Origin of the sequence: Bacillus sp. NP157 (genome assembly GCA_018889975.1) — a bacterium.
GTDB lineage: Bacteria > Pseudomonadota > Gammaproteobacteria > Xanthomonadales > Rhodanobacteraceae > Luteibacter.
Map to the genome: position 1 here is coordinate 771,450 of CP076546.1, position 15,685 is coordinate 787,134.

Below are 15,685 nucleotides of genomic sequence, written 5' to 3' on the forward strand. Positions count from 1 at the left end.
ACAGGGTCGAGGGGGATCAGGCCTCGGCGTCTTCCTTGTAGGCGTCGATCGGGATGCAGGCGCACATCACGTTCTTGTCGCCGTAGACGTTGTCGACGCGGGAGACTGGCGGCCAGTACTTGGCGAGCTTGAGCGACGGCAGCGGGAAGGCGGCCAGTTCACGCGGGTAGGCGTGGTTCCACTCGGTGCCGGTCACCATGGTCGCGGTGTGCGGGGCGTTGCGCAGCGGGTTGTCTTCGCGGTCGAGGCGGCCATCTTCCACCGCCGCGATTTCCTCGCGGATCTGGATCATGGCGTCGATGAAGCGGTCCAGCTCGTGCTGCGATTCGCTTTCGGTCGGCTCGACCATCAGCGTGCCGGCCACCGGGAACGACAGCGTCGGTGCGTGGAAGCCGAAGTCGATCAGGCGCTTGGCGACGTCTTCCGCGCCCACGCCGGTGGCGTCCTTGAGCGGGCGCAGGTCGAGGATGCACTCGTGCGCCACCAGGCTGTTACGGCCGGTGTACAGCGTCTCGTAATGCGGGGCGAGGCGCTTGGCGATGTAGTTGGCGTTGAGCAGGGCGACCTGGGTCGCCTTGCGCAGGCCTTCGGTGCCCATCAGCGTGATGTACATCCACGAGATCGGCAGGATCGAGGCCGAGCCGAACGAGGCCGCGCTGACCATGCCCACCTCGCCTTCGCCGCCGAAGGTGCGCGGCAGGAACGGTGCCAGGTGCGACTTCACGGCGCACGGGCCGACGCCCGGGCCACCACCGCCGTGCGGGATGCAGAAGGTCTTGTGCAGGTTGAGGTGGGAGACGTCCGAACCCCACTTGCCCGGCTTGGCGACGCCGACCAGCGCATTCATGTTCGCGCCGTCGGTGTACACCTGGCCGCCGTGCTTGTGCACGATGTCGCAGATGGCGACCACGTCTTCCTCGAACACGCCGTGCGTGGAGGGGTAGGTGATCATGATCGCGGCGAGGCGATCGGCGTACTTCTCCGCCTTCGCGCGGATGTCGTCGACGTCCACGTTGCCGTTCGCATCGCAACGGGTGACCACGACCGTCATGCCGCACATCTGCGCGGAAGCCGGGTTGGTGCCGTGCGCCGATTCCGGGATCAGGCAGATGTCGCGATGGCCTTCGTTGCGCGAGCGGTGGTAGGCGCGGATCGCCAGCAGGCCGGCGTATTCACCCTGGGCGCCCGAGTTGGGTTGCAGGCTGACCGAGTCATAGCCGGTGCACTCGACCAGCATCGCTTCGAGTTCGTCGATCAGCTGCTTGTAGCCCTGGGCCTGGTCGGCCGGGGCCAGCGGATGGATGTTGGCGAATTCCGGCCACGTCACCGGGATCATCTCCGCGGTGGCGTTGAGCTTCATGGTGCACGAACCGAGCGGGATCATCGTGCGGTCGAGCGCGAGGTCCTTGTCGGCGAGGCCACGCAGGTAGCGCAGCAGTTCGTGCTCGCTGTGGTGCGTGTTGAACACCGGGTGCTGGAGGAAGTCGATCGCGCGCACGAGCGACGACGGCAGGGCGTCGGCGGTAGCCGCGTCCAGTGCGTCGATGTCGCTGGCGTCGGCGCCGAACAGCGTGGCCAGCGCGGCGATGTCGGCACGCGTGGTGGTTTCGTCCAGGCTGATGCCGACCGACGACGCGTCGATCGCACGCAGGTTGATCGACGCGGCGGCCGCACTGGCGTGCAGCGCCTTCGCATCGACGCCGGTGACGTGCAGCGTGTCGAAGTACTGGTTGCCGACGGCGACGCCGGCCTTGCCCAGCGCGCCGGCGAGGATCGCCGTCATGCGGTGGACGCGACGGGCGATGCGGACCAGGCCTTCCGGACCGTGGTAGACGGCATACATGCTGGCCATGACGGCGAGCAGCACCTGCGCGGTGCAGATGTTCGAGGTCGCCTTCTCGCGGCGGATGTGCTGCTCGCGGGTCTGCAGGGTGAGGCGGTAGGCTGGCTTGCCCTCGGTGTCGATGGACACGCCGATCAGGCGGCCCGGCATCGAGCGCTTATAGGCGTCGCGGCAGGCAAGGTAGGCGGCGTGCGGGCCACCAAAGCCGTAGGGCACGCCGAAACGCTGCGTGTTGCCGACGACGATGTCCGCGCCCCAGCTGCCCGGCGAGGCGATCAGGGTGAGCGCGAGCAGGTCGGTCGCGACGCAGACGATGCCGCCACGGGCATGGGTCGCGTCGGCGAGTGCCTTGTAGTCGTTGATCCGGCCGAAGGTGTTCGGGTACTGCAGCAGCACACCGAAGCTGTCGACGTTGCCGGCATCGGCGTCGTCGCCGACATGGACTTCGATGTCCACGCCATCGGCGCGCGTGCGCAGCACTTCGATGGTCTGCGGATGGACGTCCTTCGAGACGAAGAACACCTTCGACTTCGACTTGGCCGAACGCTTGGCCAGGGTCATCGCTTCGGCGGCGGCGGTGGCTTCGTCCAGCAGCGACGCGTTGGAGATGTCCATGCCGGTCAGGTCGGTGACCATGGTCTGGAAATTGATCAGCGCTTCCATGCGGCCCTGCGAGATCTCCGCCTGGTACGGCGTGTACGCCGTGTACCACGCCGGGTTCTCGAGCACGTTGCGCAGGATGACGTTCGGCGTGAGCGTGCCGTAGTAGCCCTGGCCGATGAAGCTGCGGAACACCTGGTTGCGGTCGGCCACCTTGCGGATCTTGGCCAGCGCCTCTTCCTCGGTCACCGCGCGGGGCAGCGCGAGCGGGGCCGGCGACTTGATCGAGCCGGGGACGATGGCGTCGGTCAGCGCATCGAGCGAGCCGTGGCCGACGACGGTGAGCATCTCGGCGATCTCGGCGTCATTCGGGCCGATGTGGCGCTCGATGAACGCGCCGTGGTTCTCGAGATCACGCAGCGAGGGGGTGGTTTTCATGGCGTAGAGGCGTCCGGAAATACGTGCCGTGCCGGCACGTGGGGCGCCCCTCTGTCCTTTTGCCTGAGAGTTTGGGGGTGGGGTACCCCTTGCACCTTCGGCGCCGGATCGAACCGGTCTCTCCAGAGTGATGTCTCGCGCGGTGGTATGGGAGCCTGAGCGATTACGGGCGTTGCGCCTTCGGCAGCGGGTCCATCCGCTTCTCCCACCGTACGGTAGGGCGTCGATTATACAGGCCATGCCAGCGCTGTGTAGGCGCCCATCCTTGGGCACCGGTACACAAAATCGCGCGCAGGCGCGCTCCTACAGGGGGGTTACCAGGGGGCGGGGCCTTCGCGGCCGGTGAACGAGCCGCTCGGCGCCGGGTTGGCGGTCGAGGCCAGGCGGACGATCTCCTCGGCGCCTTCTTCCACGGTCTGCGGGCCGCTGTTGCCGTTGAGATCGGTGGCGGTGTAGCCCGGGCAGGCGACGTGGACGGTGATGCCGGTGTCCTTCAGCTCGTCGGCGAGGATCACGCTGAACATGTTCAGGGCGGCCTTGGAGGCGTTGTAGCCGATCATCTTCACCGCGGCGTATTCCCAGGCCGGATCGGCGTTGTAGGTGATCGAGCCGAGCCGGCTGGAGACGTTGATGACGCGGCCGGACGAGGCTCTCTTCACCAGCGGCAGCAGGGCCTGGGTGACGGCCACCGTGCCGAAGTAATTGGTGTCGAAGGTGCGCTTGACCGCATCCAGGTTGGCGCCGGAGGCATTGCCGTCGCCTTCCAGCGCGACGCCCGCATTGTTGATCAGGACGTCGATGCGGCCTTCGTTGGCCTCGATGTCGGCCGCGGCTTTCGCCAGCGAGGCCGTGTCGGCAAGGTCCAGCGGGATGAAGCGAACGTCGAGGCCCTCGCCGCGCAGCGTGGCTTCCGCGGCCTGGCCGCGACCGGCGTCGCGGGCGCCGAGCAGCACGCGATGGCCGGCCTTGCCCAGCTGGCGGGCCACTTCCAGGCCGATGCCCTTGTTGGCACCGGTGATGAGGGTGACGTGGTCTGGCTGATTCATGGCGGTTCCTTGTTGAATAAGAGAGGGGTAGCCCCATCCCTTGATCTAGGTACCCCCATTGGCCTTTTACATTCGCATATGCCGGTAGCCCCTACAGACGCGCTAAAACCCCGGAAAACCCCACGCCAGGCCCGCTCGGCGGCCACGGTTGAGGCGATTTTCGAGGCAACGATTCAGGTTTTGCGCGCCGATGGCGTCGCCGGCCTTACCACCACGCGGGTGGCCAGCCGGGCCGGCGTCTCCGTGGGCACGATGTACCAGTACTTCCCGCACAAGGAAGCCTTGCTCTACGCAGTGCTGGAGGATTATCTGGAGGATGTCGCCGTGGCGATCGAGGCGGCGGCCGAGCGCTTCCGTGGCGCGCCGCTGGCCGGGATGGCCGATGGCCTCAGCAAGGCGTACCTCGATGCCAAGATGCGCCACCTTCCCGGTTCCCAGGCGCTTTACATCGTCGCCGCGGAACTGGAGACCTCCCGCCTCATCGACGACATCGTCCGCCGCTGCGACGACGCCATCGCGCGCCTGCTCGCCACGGCGGCCGACGCACGCTTCGACGACGTCGGCCACGTGACCCTCGCGCTGCGCACGATGCTCACCGGCACCGTGCGTGCCGTCCTCGAAAACGATGCGTCGCCCAAGTCACTCGCGATGCTCCGCGCCGAACTGCCGGTGATGTGCCGCGCTTACCTGCTGGCGGCGTCGCGTCAGGTCGGCGTGTCGACCTGATCCCAGTCGGCGTCCTCGAAGCGGACCAGCCAGTTCAATGCATGGTGCCGTTCGACCACCACGCCGGGGATCACGCCAGGGACCGGTTCGCGACGCCCCAGTTCCGCCTCGCGCGTGGCCCAGTGCAGGCGATAGATCCTGTCCAGCGCGTCGAGGATCTCGCCGGCAGGGCGTAGCCGGGCCTGCCGTTGCCACTCAGGCGTCACGGTATCGAGCACGGTGCCGCTGAGCGTGGCCACGTCGCAGATCGCATCGGCGCCGCCCAGCGTGGGCCAGATGCCCGCCGCCCAGGCAAGCAGGGCGAGGCTTTCGTAACGCCAGCCGAACTGGTTCACCGCGTTGTCGTCGGGCTCGGCGGCTTCCAGGAAAGCGAGCTCATCCGTCGAAAGGTGGTCGAAGGCCATGGGCAGGCGCTCGCGTACCATGCCGAGGTCGAGCCGTTCGTTTTCGCGCACGCTTTCGGCGTAAGTGCTGACGACGAGCAGGGCAGCGATGCGGCCGGCCACCTCGGCGGCCGAACGCCAGCGCACTTCGTCGCCACCGATCACCGGCGGCAGGCTCTCGGGCACGCGAATGCCCTGGCCGGCCAGCCACGCATCGCCGGCGGCCTTGCGCTGCCACGCATCGGCCGGATGGGGCACGCTCGCGCCGTCGTCGCCGGCACCCTGGCCATCGATCAACACCCGCCCAAACGCATCGCGCACGCTACCGTCTTCGACGAAGACCACGGCGTTGGCCTGCGCCGCCCACGCCGCGAAGGCGTCCATCGACGCATCGGGAACGCGCAGGCTGACGTGGTGGCGCACGCGCTGGAGATGGCGCATCAGGTGATAGCGCGTGCGCGTCATCTGGCCGTCGCCGCGGCTCAACACGTAGCCGATGAAGCCACCGAGGTGTTCGCGCAGTGCGGGGTCGTCGAGGTCGCGCTGGCCAGCGATCGCATGCGTGAACGCAAGGGCTGGCAGGGGGCTGGTCGTAGCGTAGACGTTGTAGAGGCCGCCGCCGTTGCCAGGCGTATCCTCGGTGCCCGCCGCGGGCGCGTTGCCGCGAAGAAGGGATTTCAGGCGATTGAACATGGCGTCCTGCACTGTTTGCGCGAGATTTGCGCGATGATACACGGGCGTGTGACATCCACCATGGGAGGGGAGATGGGTAAGCTTTGGAACAAGCTGCGCTCGGCGCTGGGAAAAAACGGGGACGGGTCGCCGTCGGCGGCAACGACGCCCGCCGTGGATCCCGCCGAGGCACGTTGGCAGGAGGTCTATGCGGCGCGTGCGCGCTTCTATGAAGACCATGTCGGACCCTTGCCGGACGACATCCTGAAGATCGGACACATGTTCGGCGTGTGGCCCGGGGGCGGTCTCTTCGTCATCCCCGCCGAACGGCTCGCACCCGGCGCATGGGCCTACACCACGTTTGGTTTCACCAACCCCGACATGCCGACGGAAGTCGCGGCATCCAACGTGGCCGTCAACCATGACGACCAGGGCAGGGTGACGCAGTCGTCGGCCGCGCTCGTCGCCAAGGTGCGCGCCGAGGCACCGGAGGGCAGCGCCGGTTATGGCTATGAGTTGCTGGTGCTGGCCCGCGAGAACGCGCAGTGGCCGCTGTGGATCCTGCAGTGGGCCGCCCAGGCCGAACTCGCCGGCGATGCGGGCATCCTCGCTCGCGTGCGCCAGTACGACGGCCTGACGGTGGAAAGCGTGCGCATCGGCACCCACGACTACGGCCACCTGCTGTTCTCGAAGGCCGTGTTGCCACTTCCGGACGGCGTCGCGCTGCCCAACGGACGCATGGAGCTGATCGTGGCCACCGTGATCACCGAAGAAGAAATGCTGTGGTCGAAGGAGCACGGGCGCGGCGCGCTGCTGGATCGCCTCGTGGCCGCAGGGGTAGGGCAATTCAGCGAACGCGCACGCGCGTCCGTCATCTGACCAGGGAGAGGAACATGACAAACGCATTTCGCACGGGCGCGTGGATCGTCGGCGTGGGCCTGGCCGGCGCGTGGCCTGGCATGGCGGCGGCAGCCACGGCGGCGCCGGGCCTTTCCGCGGACGCCTACGCCGTGGCGGCAGCGGTGCTGCGCGATACGTACCCATCCGACGCGAAGAAAATCGTCCTGCTCGGGACGCGCACGGCCACGTTTGCCTGCAACCCGTCCGCCGACATCGGATTCGATGTCGGCGGTTGCAGTGGCATGCGCGTGGCCAGCGCTACGGCCGACGAGGTGATGGATGCTGTGCAGGCCCAATTGCCCACGGTGGCGGGTGAGCTAAGGCAGAAGCTGATGCGGGAGGTGGCGGTCTCGTCGCCGATCGACCAGGCGCTGCCGACCGACGTACCGCAATACGTCGCCGCCGCACCTGGCGGCAAGAAGACATCGGGAGATCCCGAATTCGCCTTCTACATGTCGCGCCCCGCCATCTCGGCCGACGGCAAGCGGGCCCTGATCTACGTAGGCATCGTCCGCTGGAACGCCAACCTGGAGGGTTCGGAAGGGCGGTATGTCTACCTTGAGAAGGGCAAGGCCTGGACGGTGAAGGGCTCGGCGCGGGTCTGGCGGATGTAACGGCTGGCAGCATCGCGGGTCGCCGATTACCCGAATCCGTGTAGGTGTACGCCGCGTCGCCGTGTCGGAATGGGACGTCATGGCGACGCCATGCGCGCGGTTCCACCTGCGCATGTTCGGCCAACGGCACGCAACGTCGCTGCATCCCACACCGCGCCCACCCGGGCGCGGTGAGTTTCGTCTCAGTGCATCGCTGTCAGCGATCGGTATGTTTCGCCCCGGACATACCAACAAGGAGACGTTATGAAGTCCGACGCACTGAAGCGCCATGCCCTGACCGCCGCCGTCAGCTTTTGCCTGGTATGCGCCACCGCGCATGCGACGACGGCACCGCCCAACGAGAGCGCGCACCTGATGCAGGTGGATGCCGCCGACCTTGCCGCTACCACCGAGCGGCGCGCCGAGGCCATGCAGCATTTCGCCGCCGGGCGACCCCTGCTGGTTCGTATCGGCGAGGGCGATCGCGCCGCGGTGACCCGCGCGTTCGGCGCGGCTCCGGCCATCGGCGATGCGATTTTCATGCGGGGTAGCGAGGGTGCCCTGACCATCCTTCGCCAGCCCGAGGGCAGCACGGGCTGGACACCTCGTTGGACGGCGGCGACGCAACGCGCCTTCGGTGCCTTCGAGCGGCAAGCTGCCGCCATTGTCGGCACGCGCGCCATCGCGGGTGCCGCCAACGGCGACGAGCTACCCGCAGGCCTGCCCATGCTGCGCGTCCACGAGGGTACGCTCGCCTCGGGCTCCGACGAGATGACCGGCACGTGGACGGTCACCGTCTACCGCTCGTCGACCGTGAACGAAGACGACAAGGAAATCCATGTCGAGGCATGGCCGGTGATCCGTCCCGCGGGTGCCGGCATCGATAACGGGCATGCCGAGGGACGGAACCTGTCCGCGGCCTACCTGCCGTGGCGCTATGTCGTCAGGCACGCGGTTACCACGGACGATACCGCGCCGGCTCTCGTCAGCTTCCTGCCCAAGAGCGACCAGCGCACGGAATTCGAGAAAACCGAGACCAACCGCAGCAAAGTGACCTTCGGTGGCAGCCTTGGCAACGCGGTTTCCGAAGACGGCAATCCGGATGCCGGGCTCGCGGCGAAGCTGCCTTTCAACCTGTCCGCGTCGTTCGAGCGCGAGGTGGGCGAGGAACTGAAATTCCGCTTCCACGACTACAGCCTCGACGCCTCGACCAACGCGCAAGGGTCGCACGTGGTATGGAGCGCGCTGATCGATCCCAGCCTGAAGCACGTCCTGGTCGAACGGCCCCGTGTGGATGGCGTCGACCTGACCGAAAAGAAGATGACCCCGATGATGCGCAGCGCGAGCCTGGCGACCTCGTCGACGTGGGAGCTGCCCGGCGACTACGAAGGCATGGCACGGGTCACCGTCAGCGGTGGATACGATTTGAACGAAAAAAAATGGTGGTGGGACGCCACCGAGTGGAAACACGCGGAGACCCAGCGCGAGACGTCACACCAGGCGTCGATCGACATCGACCTGGGCCATCCCTTCCTTACCCGCGAGACGACGGTGTTGCTGCGCTCGGCGGACGCCGCGGGCGCCTGCCTCGCGCAACGCGAGGGCGAGGTCGTCATGGCACGTTGCGACCAGGCCGATCGCGGGCAGATGTGGGGGCTCGACAGCGAGGGGCGTTACATGAATCGCGCCGACGGTCGTTGCCTCGAAGCCAATGTGGATAGCAAGCGTCTCGGCATGGCCCGGTGCTCGCTGGACAATACCCAGGTGTGGGAATGGCGGGCGGACCGTATCCACAGCGGCTATGGCGACAAACGCCATCGGCTGCACGTCGATGGCAACGGGGCGCGTTTCTTCGTCGAGTCCGCCCAGTTCGACGACGTGCCGGTGAACCCGCACCATCCCGCGCTGAAGCCGTGGGCAGGCTATCCGAAGGCACCGATCGAAGGCGAGCTGGTACCCGCCCCGTTCGGACGCCAGGCCGGACACGTTCCCCGCCAGTGGTCGGATGACTTCGGCGCCGTGGGCACGACCCAGCGCTGGACCCCGGTGATCCTGCGTGCCGGCATCTGACGCATCGTCCGATCGCGCGGGTGCTTGAATCCAAACACCCGCGTCACCGCATCCAAGCCCCTGAGACCGGGATCGCCGCCCTTCGGTGGCGTCCCGGCACAGCCACGTTGGAACAGGGGCAGGATCCATGAATCGTTCGTATCGCGCACCACGCAAAAGAAGGCCGCTGGCACTAGCCGCCATGGCGCTGGCGGCCTGTTGTGCATCGTCGGCAGCATTCGCCACCAGCACTGCGCTGCCCGCCACCCCGGTGGGCAGCATCGCCGGCGAGCTCGTCCAGCACCTGAATACCGATAACCCGACGCAGATGCAGCAGTGGCTGTCAGGCGTCCTCGCAGCGTCCCTGTCCAGGGAGGATCGCGATGACCTCGTGGCAAACCTGGTCAAGGCGGTCGGCCGTGGCGAGCACTACGACGTGTTCGACGTGCAGACCGATCCACGGCGACCTGGCCTGCTCGAACTCGTCGTCAGGGCAGGGCATGCGAACAAGCTCGGCCTGTTCTTCCTGATGGCCGATCCGTCCCACCCTGGCCAGCTGGGCCAGGCCGGCGTCGCCCCGATGGACGATCCGGCGCTGTACGCGGGTTGGCCCAAACAGGTCGATTCGCCCGCGGCCATCGCGCCGTTGCTGCACGCGACGTTGGAAAAGCTCGTTGCCACGGCGGATTTTTCCGGCTGCGTCACCGTGGTGCAGGCCGGCAACACGGTCTTCAACGCGTGCCGCGGCCTCGCCGAACGAAACTTCGCCGTTCCGATCGATGCCACGACGCGCTTCCACGTCGGATCGCTGGACAAGATGTTCACCGCCGTGGCGATCGCCCAGCTGGTCGAGGCGGGCAAGCTGTCGTGGGACGCGACGCTGGCGGAGCTGGTCCCGGAGTATCCGGATCAAGTCGCGGCGCGGCACATCACCGTATGGCAGTTGCTCCACCACACCGCCGGCCTGGGCGACTTCCTCGTGCCTGGGTATCTGCAGCACAGCGAGGCCTACCTGGAACCGCGCGACTACCTTGGCCTGATCGCGAAGCAACCCGTGCAGGCCGCGCCCGGCAAGCAATGGATCTACAGCAATGCGGGCTACATGCTGCTGGGGCGCATCGTCGAGAACGTATCCGGCGAGCGCTACGAAGACTATGTGCAACGACACGTGTTCACGCCGGCGGGGATGCACGACACCGGCTTCGATCGCCTCGACGAAGTGACCCCGAAGCTTGCCGTGGGCTACTACCGCGACGGCGTGTTCGCGTCGCAGTGGAAACCCGCCTGGTCGAAGCTGGGCGTGAAGGGCGGCCCGGCCGGTGGCGGATATGCCACCAATGCCGATCTCCTGCGTTTCGCCGGCGCGCTGCGCGACGGCAGGCTGGTCAAGGGCGCGACCCTCGATAAGATGTTCGCCGACGAAGTGCCGGCGGGTCCGGGTGCGTATGCTGCCGGCTTTGGCGATCGCCCATCGCACGGCGATCACGTGCGTGGCCATGCCGGCGGCATCGAGGGGACCACGGCTAGCCTGCAGATGGTGTGGAATGCCCACGCCGCGATCGCCATCACCAGTAACGAAGGGCCGTCGGAAACCTGGATGCTCGCCGAACACATCGCCGACCTGCTCGCGAGCCTGCCCCCGGCTTCCACCCCTACCCAGACGCCTTGAACGGAGCACGACCATGGAAGCTTTCCTGATCATTCCCCTCATCACGATGGCCGCGCCGGTGCTCATCGTCCTGATCGCCATGCGTTACCGCTATGTGCAGACCCAGGCGCGCTATCGCACCTTGCTGGCACTCGCCGACAAGGGTGTCGCCTTGCCGCCGGAATTGGTGACGGAAGCCAGTGCGCCGTTCTCCGAACGCCGCCGGGCGCTTGTGCTGATCGGTGCCGGTGTCGGCATCAGTCTTACCGTGCTCGTGCTTCCCGGCCACTTCGACAACGGCCAGGCGTTGAGCAGCTTGTGGGGCCTGGGCCTGCTGCCCTTGATGACGGGACTTGGCTACCTCGCCAGCTGGTGGCTGAACTGGCGCGGCAACGCGCGTGGCTGACAGCGACGCCGGGTCGCGCATCGACCAGGCGCTCGTCGCCCGCGTGCTGCTGGGCGACGACCGTCGCGCGTTCGAGCAACTGGTGCGACGCCACCAGGGCATGGTCCGCGCGCAGCTCGGCCGGCTATGCCACGGTGACATGGCCGCGGCCGACGACATCGCACAGGAGACCTTCCTGCTGGTGTGGCGCAAGCTCGACCAGTTCCGCCAGCAGGCGAAGTTTTCCACGTGGGTGTATCGCGTTGCGTATACCTGTTTCCTGCAGTCGCGCAGGAAGTCATCGGTGGTGGATCCCGACGCCTCCGACGCGGCGATGGAGCATGCACAGGCGCCCGCGCATGACCTCGACCTGCGACTCGACCTGGCCCGGGCCATGCGTCACCTGTCCGCGCCGGAGCAGGCCGTGTTGGTGCATTGCGTGCAAATGGGACTTAGCCATGACGAAGCGGCGTATGTGCTCGACTTGCCGCTCGGCACGGTGAAAACCCATGTGTTGCGCGGCAAGGCCAGGCTCAGGGAGCACCTTGCCGCATGGCGTCCGAATGAAAGCGAGGAGTCTTCACCATGAATCACCCTGACGATTCGATTGATGCCCTGCTGCGGCAGGCGTTCGATGGCCCCGTGGCGGACGACGGCTTCGTCGACCGGCTGATGCCGCGCATCCCTACGCGGAAACCACGCCGCGCGGCATGGCCGCTGCTGGCCGGTGTCGCTGGTGGTGGGGTAGCCTGCTTCCTCAGCTTGCAGCAGGTGCCGCTGTGGCGGGGCGCCTGGCACGACCTCATGGCCGGCCGGCTCTCGGCGGGCGTCGTGGTGGTGGCGGGATGCATGGTCGTGATGGCGGTGCTTGCGATGACGTGGTCGTTGTTCGAGCTGGAGGACCGCTGAGGTTTCCTCGTCGCCGGGCGCCGCGTGGATGGGCCGGGCCCGGGGCAGGCTAGCCAGCAAGCATGCGCCATGGCATCGTGCGGTCAACCAAGGGGAGTCAGGGAATGATGAAGCGCTGGATCGTTTGGACGATGGTTGCCGCGATGGCGCTGGCGGGATGCTCGAAGCACCCCCCGATGAGCAGCGCCCCGATGGCCGGGCAGAAGGCGAAGCAGGAAGCGCTGCTGGCGTATTCGCACTGGATGGACGTGCGATTGCCGGCGGAAGCGATCCCGGCACGCATCGATGCGGTGCGCAAAGCCTGTCTCGATGCGACCTTCGGCGCATGCAACCTGCTCGCGGTGGACGAAAGCGACGCTAGTGGCTCGATCACCGTGCGGATCGTCCCCGACGGCGTCGAGGGGTTGACGTCCCTTGGCTCGAAGGGCGGCAAGGTCGCCTCGCGCCGTACCTCGGCGGAAGACATTTCCCAGGCCGTCCACGATACACAGCGTGATCGGGATCAACTGGAAGCGTACGCGAAGCGGCTCGACGACATTGCCGCGCGCAAGGATCTCGGTGTCAGCGACCTGCTGACGGTCAGCCACGAGCAGGCTGAGGTGGCGCAGAAACGCCGTGCGCTGGAAAACACTGCCGCCGAACAGAAACATCGCCTCGATACCAACGAGCTGCGCATCAGTTACAGCGATCCGCGTGTCCATGCAAACCGCCTCGGCTTCTCCGACCTCGGCGACTCCTTGCTGGACGACATGATCGAAGGCCTGCAGGGCGCGCTGTCCGCGCTCGCCCAAGGCCTGCCGTTCCTGATCCTGGGATTCCCGCTCGCCCTGCTGTGGTACTGGCTGTGGCGCAAGGCGACGCGCCGGTGGCGAACGCCGCGGTGATGGATCAGGGCGGGAAGTGCACCTCTTCGAAGTCATGGATGATGTCGAAGAGCGTCGCATAAAGGCTGTTGCTGGGGTGCGCCTCGTGCATGGCACCGTGCTCGATCAGATTATCCATGACGCTCATGGCGAGGTCGTATTCGGCATGCGTCGAAAGCGGTCGCCGGTCGGCGAGGAAATCGGGTTGAACCCAGGTGTCCACGGGCGCCTCCTTGATCATGGCCTGCTTCATCCACTGTCTCCGGTCGTATTGAGCGTGCGTGAGGACGGCTTTGACGCAGCAACATTGTCGTGTGAAATCAATGCCGGTGATAAGTCGATACCGGTTGCCACGGATATCGAATACGAAACGATTGCCAACGACATCGACGCTTCCGAACATGGAGCGAAGATCGGAGAAGCTGGTGAACGGGCGCGATCGCATATGCTCTCGCCACGTTTCCAGTGCCGCGTTAGCGTCGGGATAACTCTGCGAAAAAGCCTTTAGCAGGCCACTTCCTGTCACACGCACATGCTGCTCCCGCCGTTAGGAGCGTTAATGTGCCGTGTGGCTCTGCTGGCGAATATCGGCGGACGCCGAAGGTGGGCGTAGGAGTCCGCTGACGATATGCGGTTTGCGTGTGAGCTATTGCCCACGCTATGTCAGATCCGTATACGATGGACACTCACTCCACGCGCGTGAGGCCAGCCATGGCGTTCCGGGTTCTGATCATCGGTGGCACGGGGCAGGTGGGCGCCGCCGTGATGCGGGCGCTGGTTGCCGATTCGGCCTGCGTGGAAGCGGTCATGGTCAACCGGCGCGACATTCCGGTCTTTGGCGACGACCGGATCCGCCAGGTCACGCTGGATACGTCGGCGCCAGGATTCCCCGACGAGATCGCCACGATCGCGAAAGCCATGCTCGCCCACGGCGACCCGGTGTACGCCGCCTCATGCGTTGGGGTGGGCGCAGGCAGCATGAAATGGAGCGAAGACGAGCTGAAGGCGCTGGAAATCGGCGTCGTCGGTGGATTCGCCCGGGGGTGCCACGCCGGTGGCATCACCCACTTCTCGCTACTCTCGGCCGTCGGCTCGACGTCGAAGAGCCGCTTCCGCTACGTGCGCGTCATGGGCCTGAAGGAAGAGGCGATCGAAGCCGTCGGCTTCAAGCGGGTGGCGATATTCCGGCCGGGCATCATCGCGGGCAACATCCACACGCCGGGTTACGTCGCATGGCTGGGCAAGCTGGTGCCTGGCCGGTTCGGCACGATCGAGCAGGACGATATCGGGCGCGCGTTCCTGGCTGAATTCAGGCGCGGGTTGGCGGGCAGTGGCGTCGAATACTTCGAGAACGCCGACATGCGTCGCCTGTCGCGGCAGGGCTAGCCGGCGCTGTCGGACGCGGGGACGCCGAGGCGTTCGATCCATCCGAGCACGAAGCCCTCGAGCGTGACGCGCGGTGGGACCAGCTGGCCGCTTGCGTGGACGAAACCTTGCGCGGCTTTCAGGAAGGCCTGCTTTGCCCTGGCGGAGTCGATCCGCGCCGTCGCCTGACGCTGGCGCAACTGGACGATGTGGGCCGATGGCTGGCCCGGCTTCGAGAACTTGGCGTAACGCCGCAGCTCGTCGGCTGCCGTGGTGGTGTCGCGCGCGGCGCGATCCATGGCGGCGCGGGCCGTCGCCGCCTGGCCCAGTAGCGCAAAGGCCTCGGCGCTGAGCTCGGGCGGCGTATCGTGCGTGTCGGGGGCGTTGGGCTCGGTCATCCGCCCATAATAGCGATGTGGCGGTATCGCTGGCCTTATCCGGCGCAGGCGCGGGGCGGTAGAACAGGAAGTAAGCGGCCGGCACGTAGTAGAACAGCATCCAGTGGCCCGAGAACGCGCGCAACTGGGTAGCGTTGAATGCGCTGAACTCGGCTTGCGTCAGCTTGCGCACGACGTGGCCGTGGTCGAGCAGCACGAACTCGTTGCCCTGTGCCGTCGCATGGCCTCCCTGCATGGCAATCATCGACACGGCGAAGTTCACCAGCGCGTAGACGAAGACGCCAGCCCCTACCGTGGCGACCCACGGGGGCAGGGCACGCGCAATGGTGAGCAGCGAGAAACTGGCCGCCTGTTCCTTCCTGACGATGAACACGAAGGGAAGGAAGACGACGAAGATGCCGATGTGCAGTCCCCATACGGCAGGAAACCGGCTGGCGACATCGATGCCTGCGAGCGCGGCGACGTGCACGGCCACGGCGGCGACGAAGCCTGCGCCGGCAACGGCGCCGACCAGCTCACGAGCAGTTCTTGCCACGGTCATCGAGTGCATCCTTGCGAGTGGGTATGGGCGGCATTGTCGGGGACGGGGTGCTGGATTGCACCGACTCAATCGACCGATCCGTGACCGATTCCGGCTTTCAAACCCCGGAAACAACAAAGCCCCGCATCGCTGCGAGGCTTTGTCTTATAATTGGTGCCCAAGAGAGGACTCGAACCTCCACGGTTTTACCCGCTAGTACCTGAAACTAGTGCGTCTACCAATTCCGCCACCTGGGCAGGTGTCCCGGTAGCAGAAATGACTGCCCCGTGAGCCGCGTAGATTAGGCAGGTCGGCTACACTTGTCAACGATTTTTCAAAACGGGAGT

The 15,685-nt window shown here is 66.5% G+C and carries 16 protein-coding genes, 1 tRNA gene and 1 riboswitch; of the genes, 11 read left to right on the plus strand and 6 right to left on the minus strand.

The genetic code is table 11. The annotated features are described in order from the left end of the window. Positions 1-16: 16 nt before the first annotated feature. Together gcvP and KPL74_03520 are read right to left on the minus strand one after the other, a co-directional pair. Positions 17-2,881, minus strand: a complete 2,865-nt coding sequence (gene gcvP, locus KPL74_03515) for an aminomethyl-transferring glycine dehydrogenase (GenBank protein QWT21087.1) — start codon at positions 2,879-2,881, stop codon at positions 17-19. 41 nt (positions 2,882-2,922) lie between these two features. After that, a riboswitch (glycine riboswitch) is annotated at positions 2,923-3,017 on the minus strand. A gap of 178 nt (positions 3,018-3,195) precedes the next feature. Then, positions 3,196-3,927: an SDR family oxidoreductase gene (locus KPL74_03520; GenBank protein ID QWT21088.1), complete on the minus strand. Its 732-nt coding sequence runs from the start codon at positions 3,925-3,927 to the stop codon at positions 3,196-3,198. Positions 3,928-4,107: 180 nt separating this feature from the next. On the opposite strand from KPL74_03520, the gene KPL74_03525 reads away from it, so the two are divergent. Then, on the plus strand, positions 4,108-4,653 hold the full coding sequence (locus KPL74_03525) for a TetR/AcrR family transcriptional regulator (protein ID QWT21089.1): 546 nt from the start codon (positions 4,108-4,110) through the stop codon (positions 4,651-4,653). Here KPL74_03525 and KPL74_03530 read toward each other — a convergent pair. Continuing rightward, a complete protein-coding gene (locus KPL74_03530; GenBank protein ID QWT21090.1) occupies positions 4,632-5,729 on the minus strand; it encodes a DUF4272 domain-containing protein in 1,098 nt (365 codons plus the stop codon). The two genes, KPL74_03525 and KPL74_03530, sit on opposite strands and share 22 nt — an antisense overlap. Before the next feature lie 72 nt (positions 5,730-5,801). On the opposite strand from KPL74_03530, the gene KPL74_03535 reads away from it, so the two are divergent. The 8 genes from KPL74_03535 to KPL74_03570 all read left to right on the plus strand — a co-directional run bounded on the left by KPL74_03535 (position 5,802) and on the right by KPL74_03570 (position 13,076). Further along, positions 5,802-6,587 carry a suppressor of fused domain protein gene (locus KPL74_03535; protein ID QWT21091.1) on the plus strand — a complete coding sequence of 262 codons (786 nt, stop codon included), beginning with the start codon at positions 5,802-5,804 and terminating at the stop codon, positions 6,585-6,587. Positions 6,588-6,601: 14 nt separating this feature from the next. Next, on the plus strand, positions 6,602-7,222 hold the full coding sequence (locus KPL74_03540) for a hypothetical protein (protein ID QWT21092.1): 621 nt from the start codon (positions 6,602-6,604) through the stop codon (positions 7,220-7,222). Positions 7,223-7,465: 243 nt separating this feature from the next. Then, positions 7,466-9,271: an RICIN domain-containing protein gene (locus KPL74_03545; GenBank protein ID QWT21093.1), complete on the plus strand. Its 1,806-nt coding sequence runs from the start codon at positions 7,466-7,468 to the stop codon at positions 9,269-9,271. A 127-nt stretch (positions 9,272-9,398) separates the two neighbouring features. Beyond that, positions 9,399-10,919 (plus strand): beta-lactamase family protein, encoded by a 1,521-nt coding sequence (locus KPL74_03550; GenBank protein ID QWT21094.1) that lies wholly within the window; start codon positions 9,399-9,401, stop codon positions 10,917-10,919. 13 nt (positions 10,920-10,932) lie between these two features. Continuing rightward, the gene (locus tag KPL74_03555; GenBank protein ID QWT21095.1) at positions 10,933-11,304 is read left to right on the plus strand and encodes a hypothetical protein; all 372 of its coding nucleotides are present in this window, start codon (positions 10,933-10,935) and stop codon (positions 11,302-11,304) included. After that, a complete protein-coding gene (locus KPL74_03560) occupies positions 11,297-11,872 on the plus strand; it encodes a sigma-70 family RNA polymerase sigma factor (protein QWT21096.1) in 576 nt (191 codons plus the stop codon). The genes KPL74_03555 and KPL74_03560 overlap by 8 nt, the downstream gene beginning before the upstream one ends. After that, positions 11,869-12,192: a hypothetical protein gene (locus KPL74_03565; protein ID QWT21097.1), complete on the plus strand. Its 324-nt coding sequence runs from the start codon at positions 11,869-11,871 to the stop codon at positions 12,190-12,192. The genes KPL74_03560 and KPL74_03565 overlap by 4 nt, the downstream gene beginning before the upstream one ends. A gap of 62 nt (positions 12,193-12,254) precedes the next feature. After that, positions 12,255-13,076, plus strand: coding sequence for a DUF4349 domain-containing protein (locus KPL74_03570; GenBank protein ID QWT21098.1), 822 nt, complete (start codon positions 12,255-12,257; stop codon positions 13,074-13,076). Positions 13,077-13,080: 4 nt separating this feature from the next. Here the strand turns inward: KPL74_03570 and KPL74_03575 are convergent, their stop codons facing one another. Next, a complete protein-coding gene (locus KPL74_03575; protein QWT21099.1) occupies positions 13,081-13,587 on the minus strand; it encodes a type II toxin-antitoxin system HigB family toxin in 507 nt (168 codons plus the stop codon). A 179-nt stretch (positions 13,588-13,766) separates the two neighbouring features. On the opposite strand from KPL74_03575, the gene KPL74_03580 reads away from it, so the two are divergent. Beyond that, positions 13,767-14,441 (plus strand): NAD(P)H-binding protein, encoded by a 675-nt coding sequence (locus KPL74_03580; GenBank protein ID QWT21100.1) that lies wholly within the window; start codon positions 13,767-13,769, stop codon positions 14,439-14,441. Here the strand turns inward: KPL74_03580 and KPL74_03585 are convergent. Beyond that, positions 14,438-14,818: a hypothetical protein gene (locus KPL74_03585; protein ID QWT21101.1), complete on the minus strand. Its 381-nt coding sequence runs from the start codon at positions 14,816-14,818 to the stop codon at positions 14,438-14,440. The genes KPL74_03580 and KPL74_03585 overlap by 4 nt on opposite strands. Positions 14,819-14,921: 103 nt before the next feature. Between KPL74_03585 and KPL74_03590 the strand changes: the two genes are divergently transcribed. Continuing rightward, entirely contained in the window at positions 14,922-15,443 is a 522-nt protein-coding gene (locus tag KPL74_03590) for a hypothetical protein (GenBank protein QWT21102.1), read from the plus strand. Between the two features lie 67 nt (positions 15,444-15,510). Here KPL74_03590 and KPL74_03595 read toward each other — a convergent pair. After that, a tRNA-Leu gene (locus KPL74_03595) sits at positions 15,511-15,595 on the minus strand. Between the last annotated feature and the right edge of the window lie 90 nt (positions 15,596-15,685).

What these genes read in the sequence shown, in the direction of transcription:
- KPL74_03545 (QWT21093.1), top strand. Translation starts at nt 7,466, where the DNA reads ATGAAGTCCGACGCACTGAAGCGCCATGCCCTGACCGCCGCCGTCAGC.
- KPL74_03550 (QWT21094.1), top strand. Translation starts at nt 9,399, where the DNA reads ATGAATCGTTCGTATCGCGCACCACGCAAAAGAAGGCCGCTGGCACTA.
- KPL74_03530 (QWT21090.1), bottom strand. Translation starts at nt 5,729, where the DNA reads ATGTTCAATCGCCTGAAATCCCTTCTTCGCGGCAACGCGCCCGCGGCG.
- KPL74_03570 (QWT21098.1), top strand. Translation starts at nt 12,255, where the DNA reads ATGCGCCATGGCATCGTGCGGTCAACCAAGGGGAGTCAGGGAATGATG.
- KPL74_03585 (QWT21101.1), bottom strand. Translation starts at nt 14,818, where the DNA reads ATGACCGAGCCCAACGCCCCCGACACGCACGATACGCCGCCCGAGCTC.
- KPL74_03540 (QWT21092.1), top strand. Translation starts at nt 6,602, where the DNA reads ATGACAAACGCATTTCGCACGGGCGCGTGGATCGTCGGCGTGGGCCTG.
- KPL74_03555 (QWT21095.1), top strand. Translation starts at nt 10,933, where the DNA reads ATGGAAGCTTTCCTGATCATTCCCCTCATCACGATGGCCGCGCCGGTG.
- KPL74_03580 (QWT21100.1), top strand. Translation starts at nt 13,767, where the DNA reads ATGGCGTTCCGGGTTCTGATCATCGGTGGCACGGGGCAGGTGGGCGCC.
- KPL74_03565 (QWT21097.1), top strand. Translation starts at nt 11,869, where the DNA reads ATGAATCACCCTGACGATTCGATTGATGCCCTGCTGCGGCAGGCGTTC.
- gcvP (QWT21087.1), bottom strand. Translation starts at nt 2,881, where the DNA reads ATGAAAACCACCCCCTCGCTGCGTGATCTCGAGAACCACGGCGCGTTC.
- KPL74_03520 (QWT21088.1), bottom strand. Translation starts at nt 3,927, where the DNA reads ATGAATCAGCCAGACCACGTCACCCTCATCACCGGTGCCAACAAGGGC.
- KPL74_03535 (QWT21091.1), top strand. Translation starts at nt 5,802, where the DNA reads ATGGGTAAGCTTTGGAACAAGCTGCGCTCGGCGCTGGGAAAAAACGGG.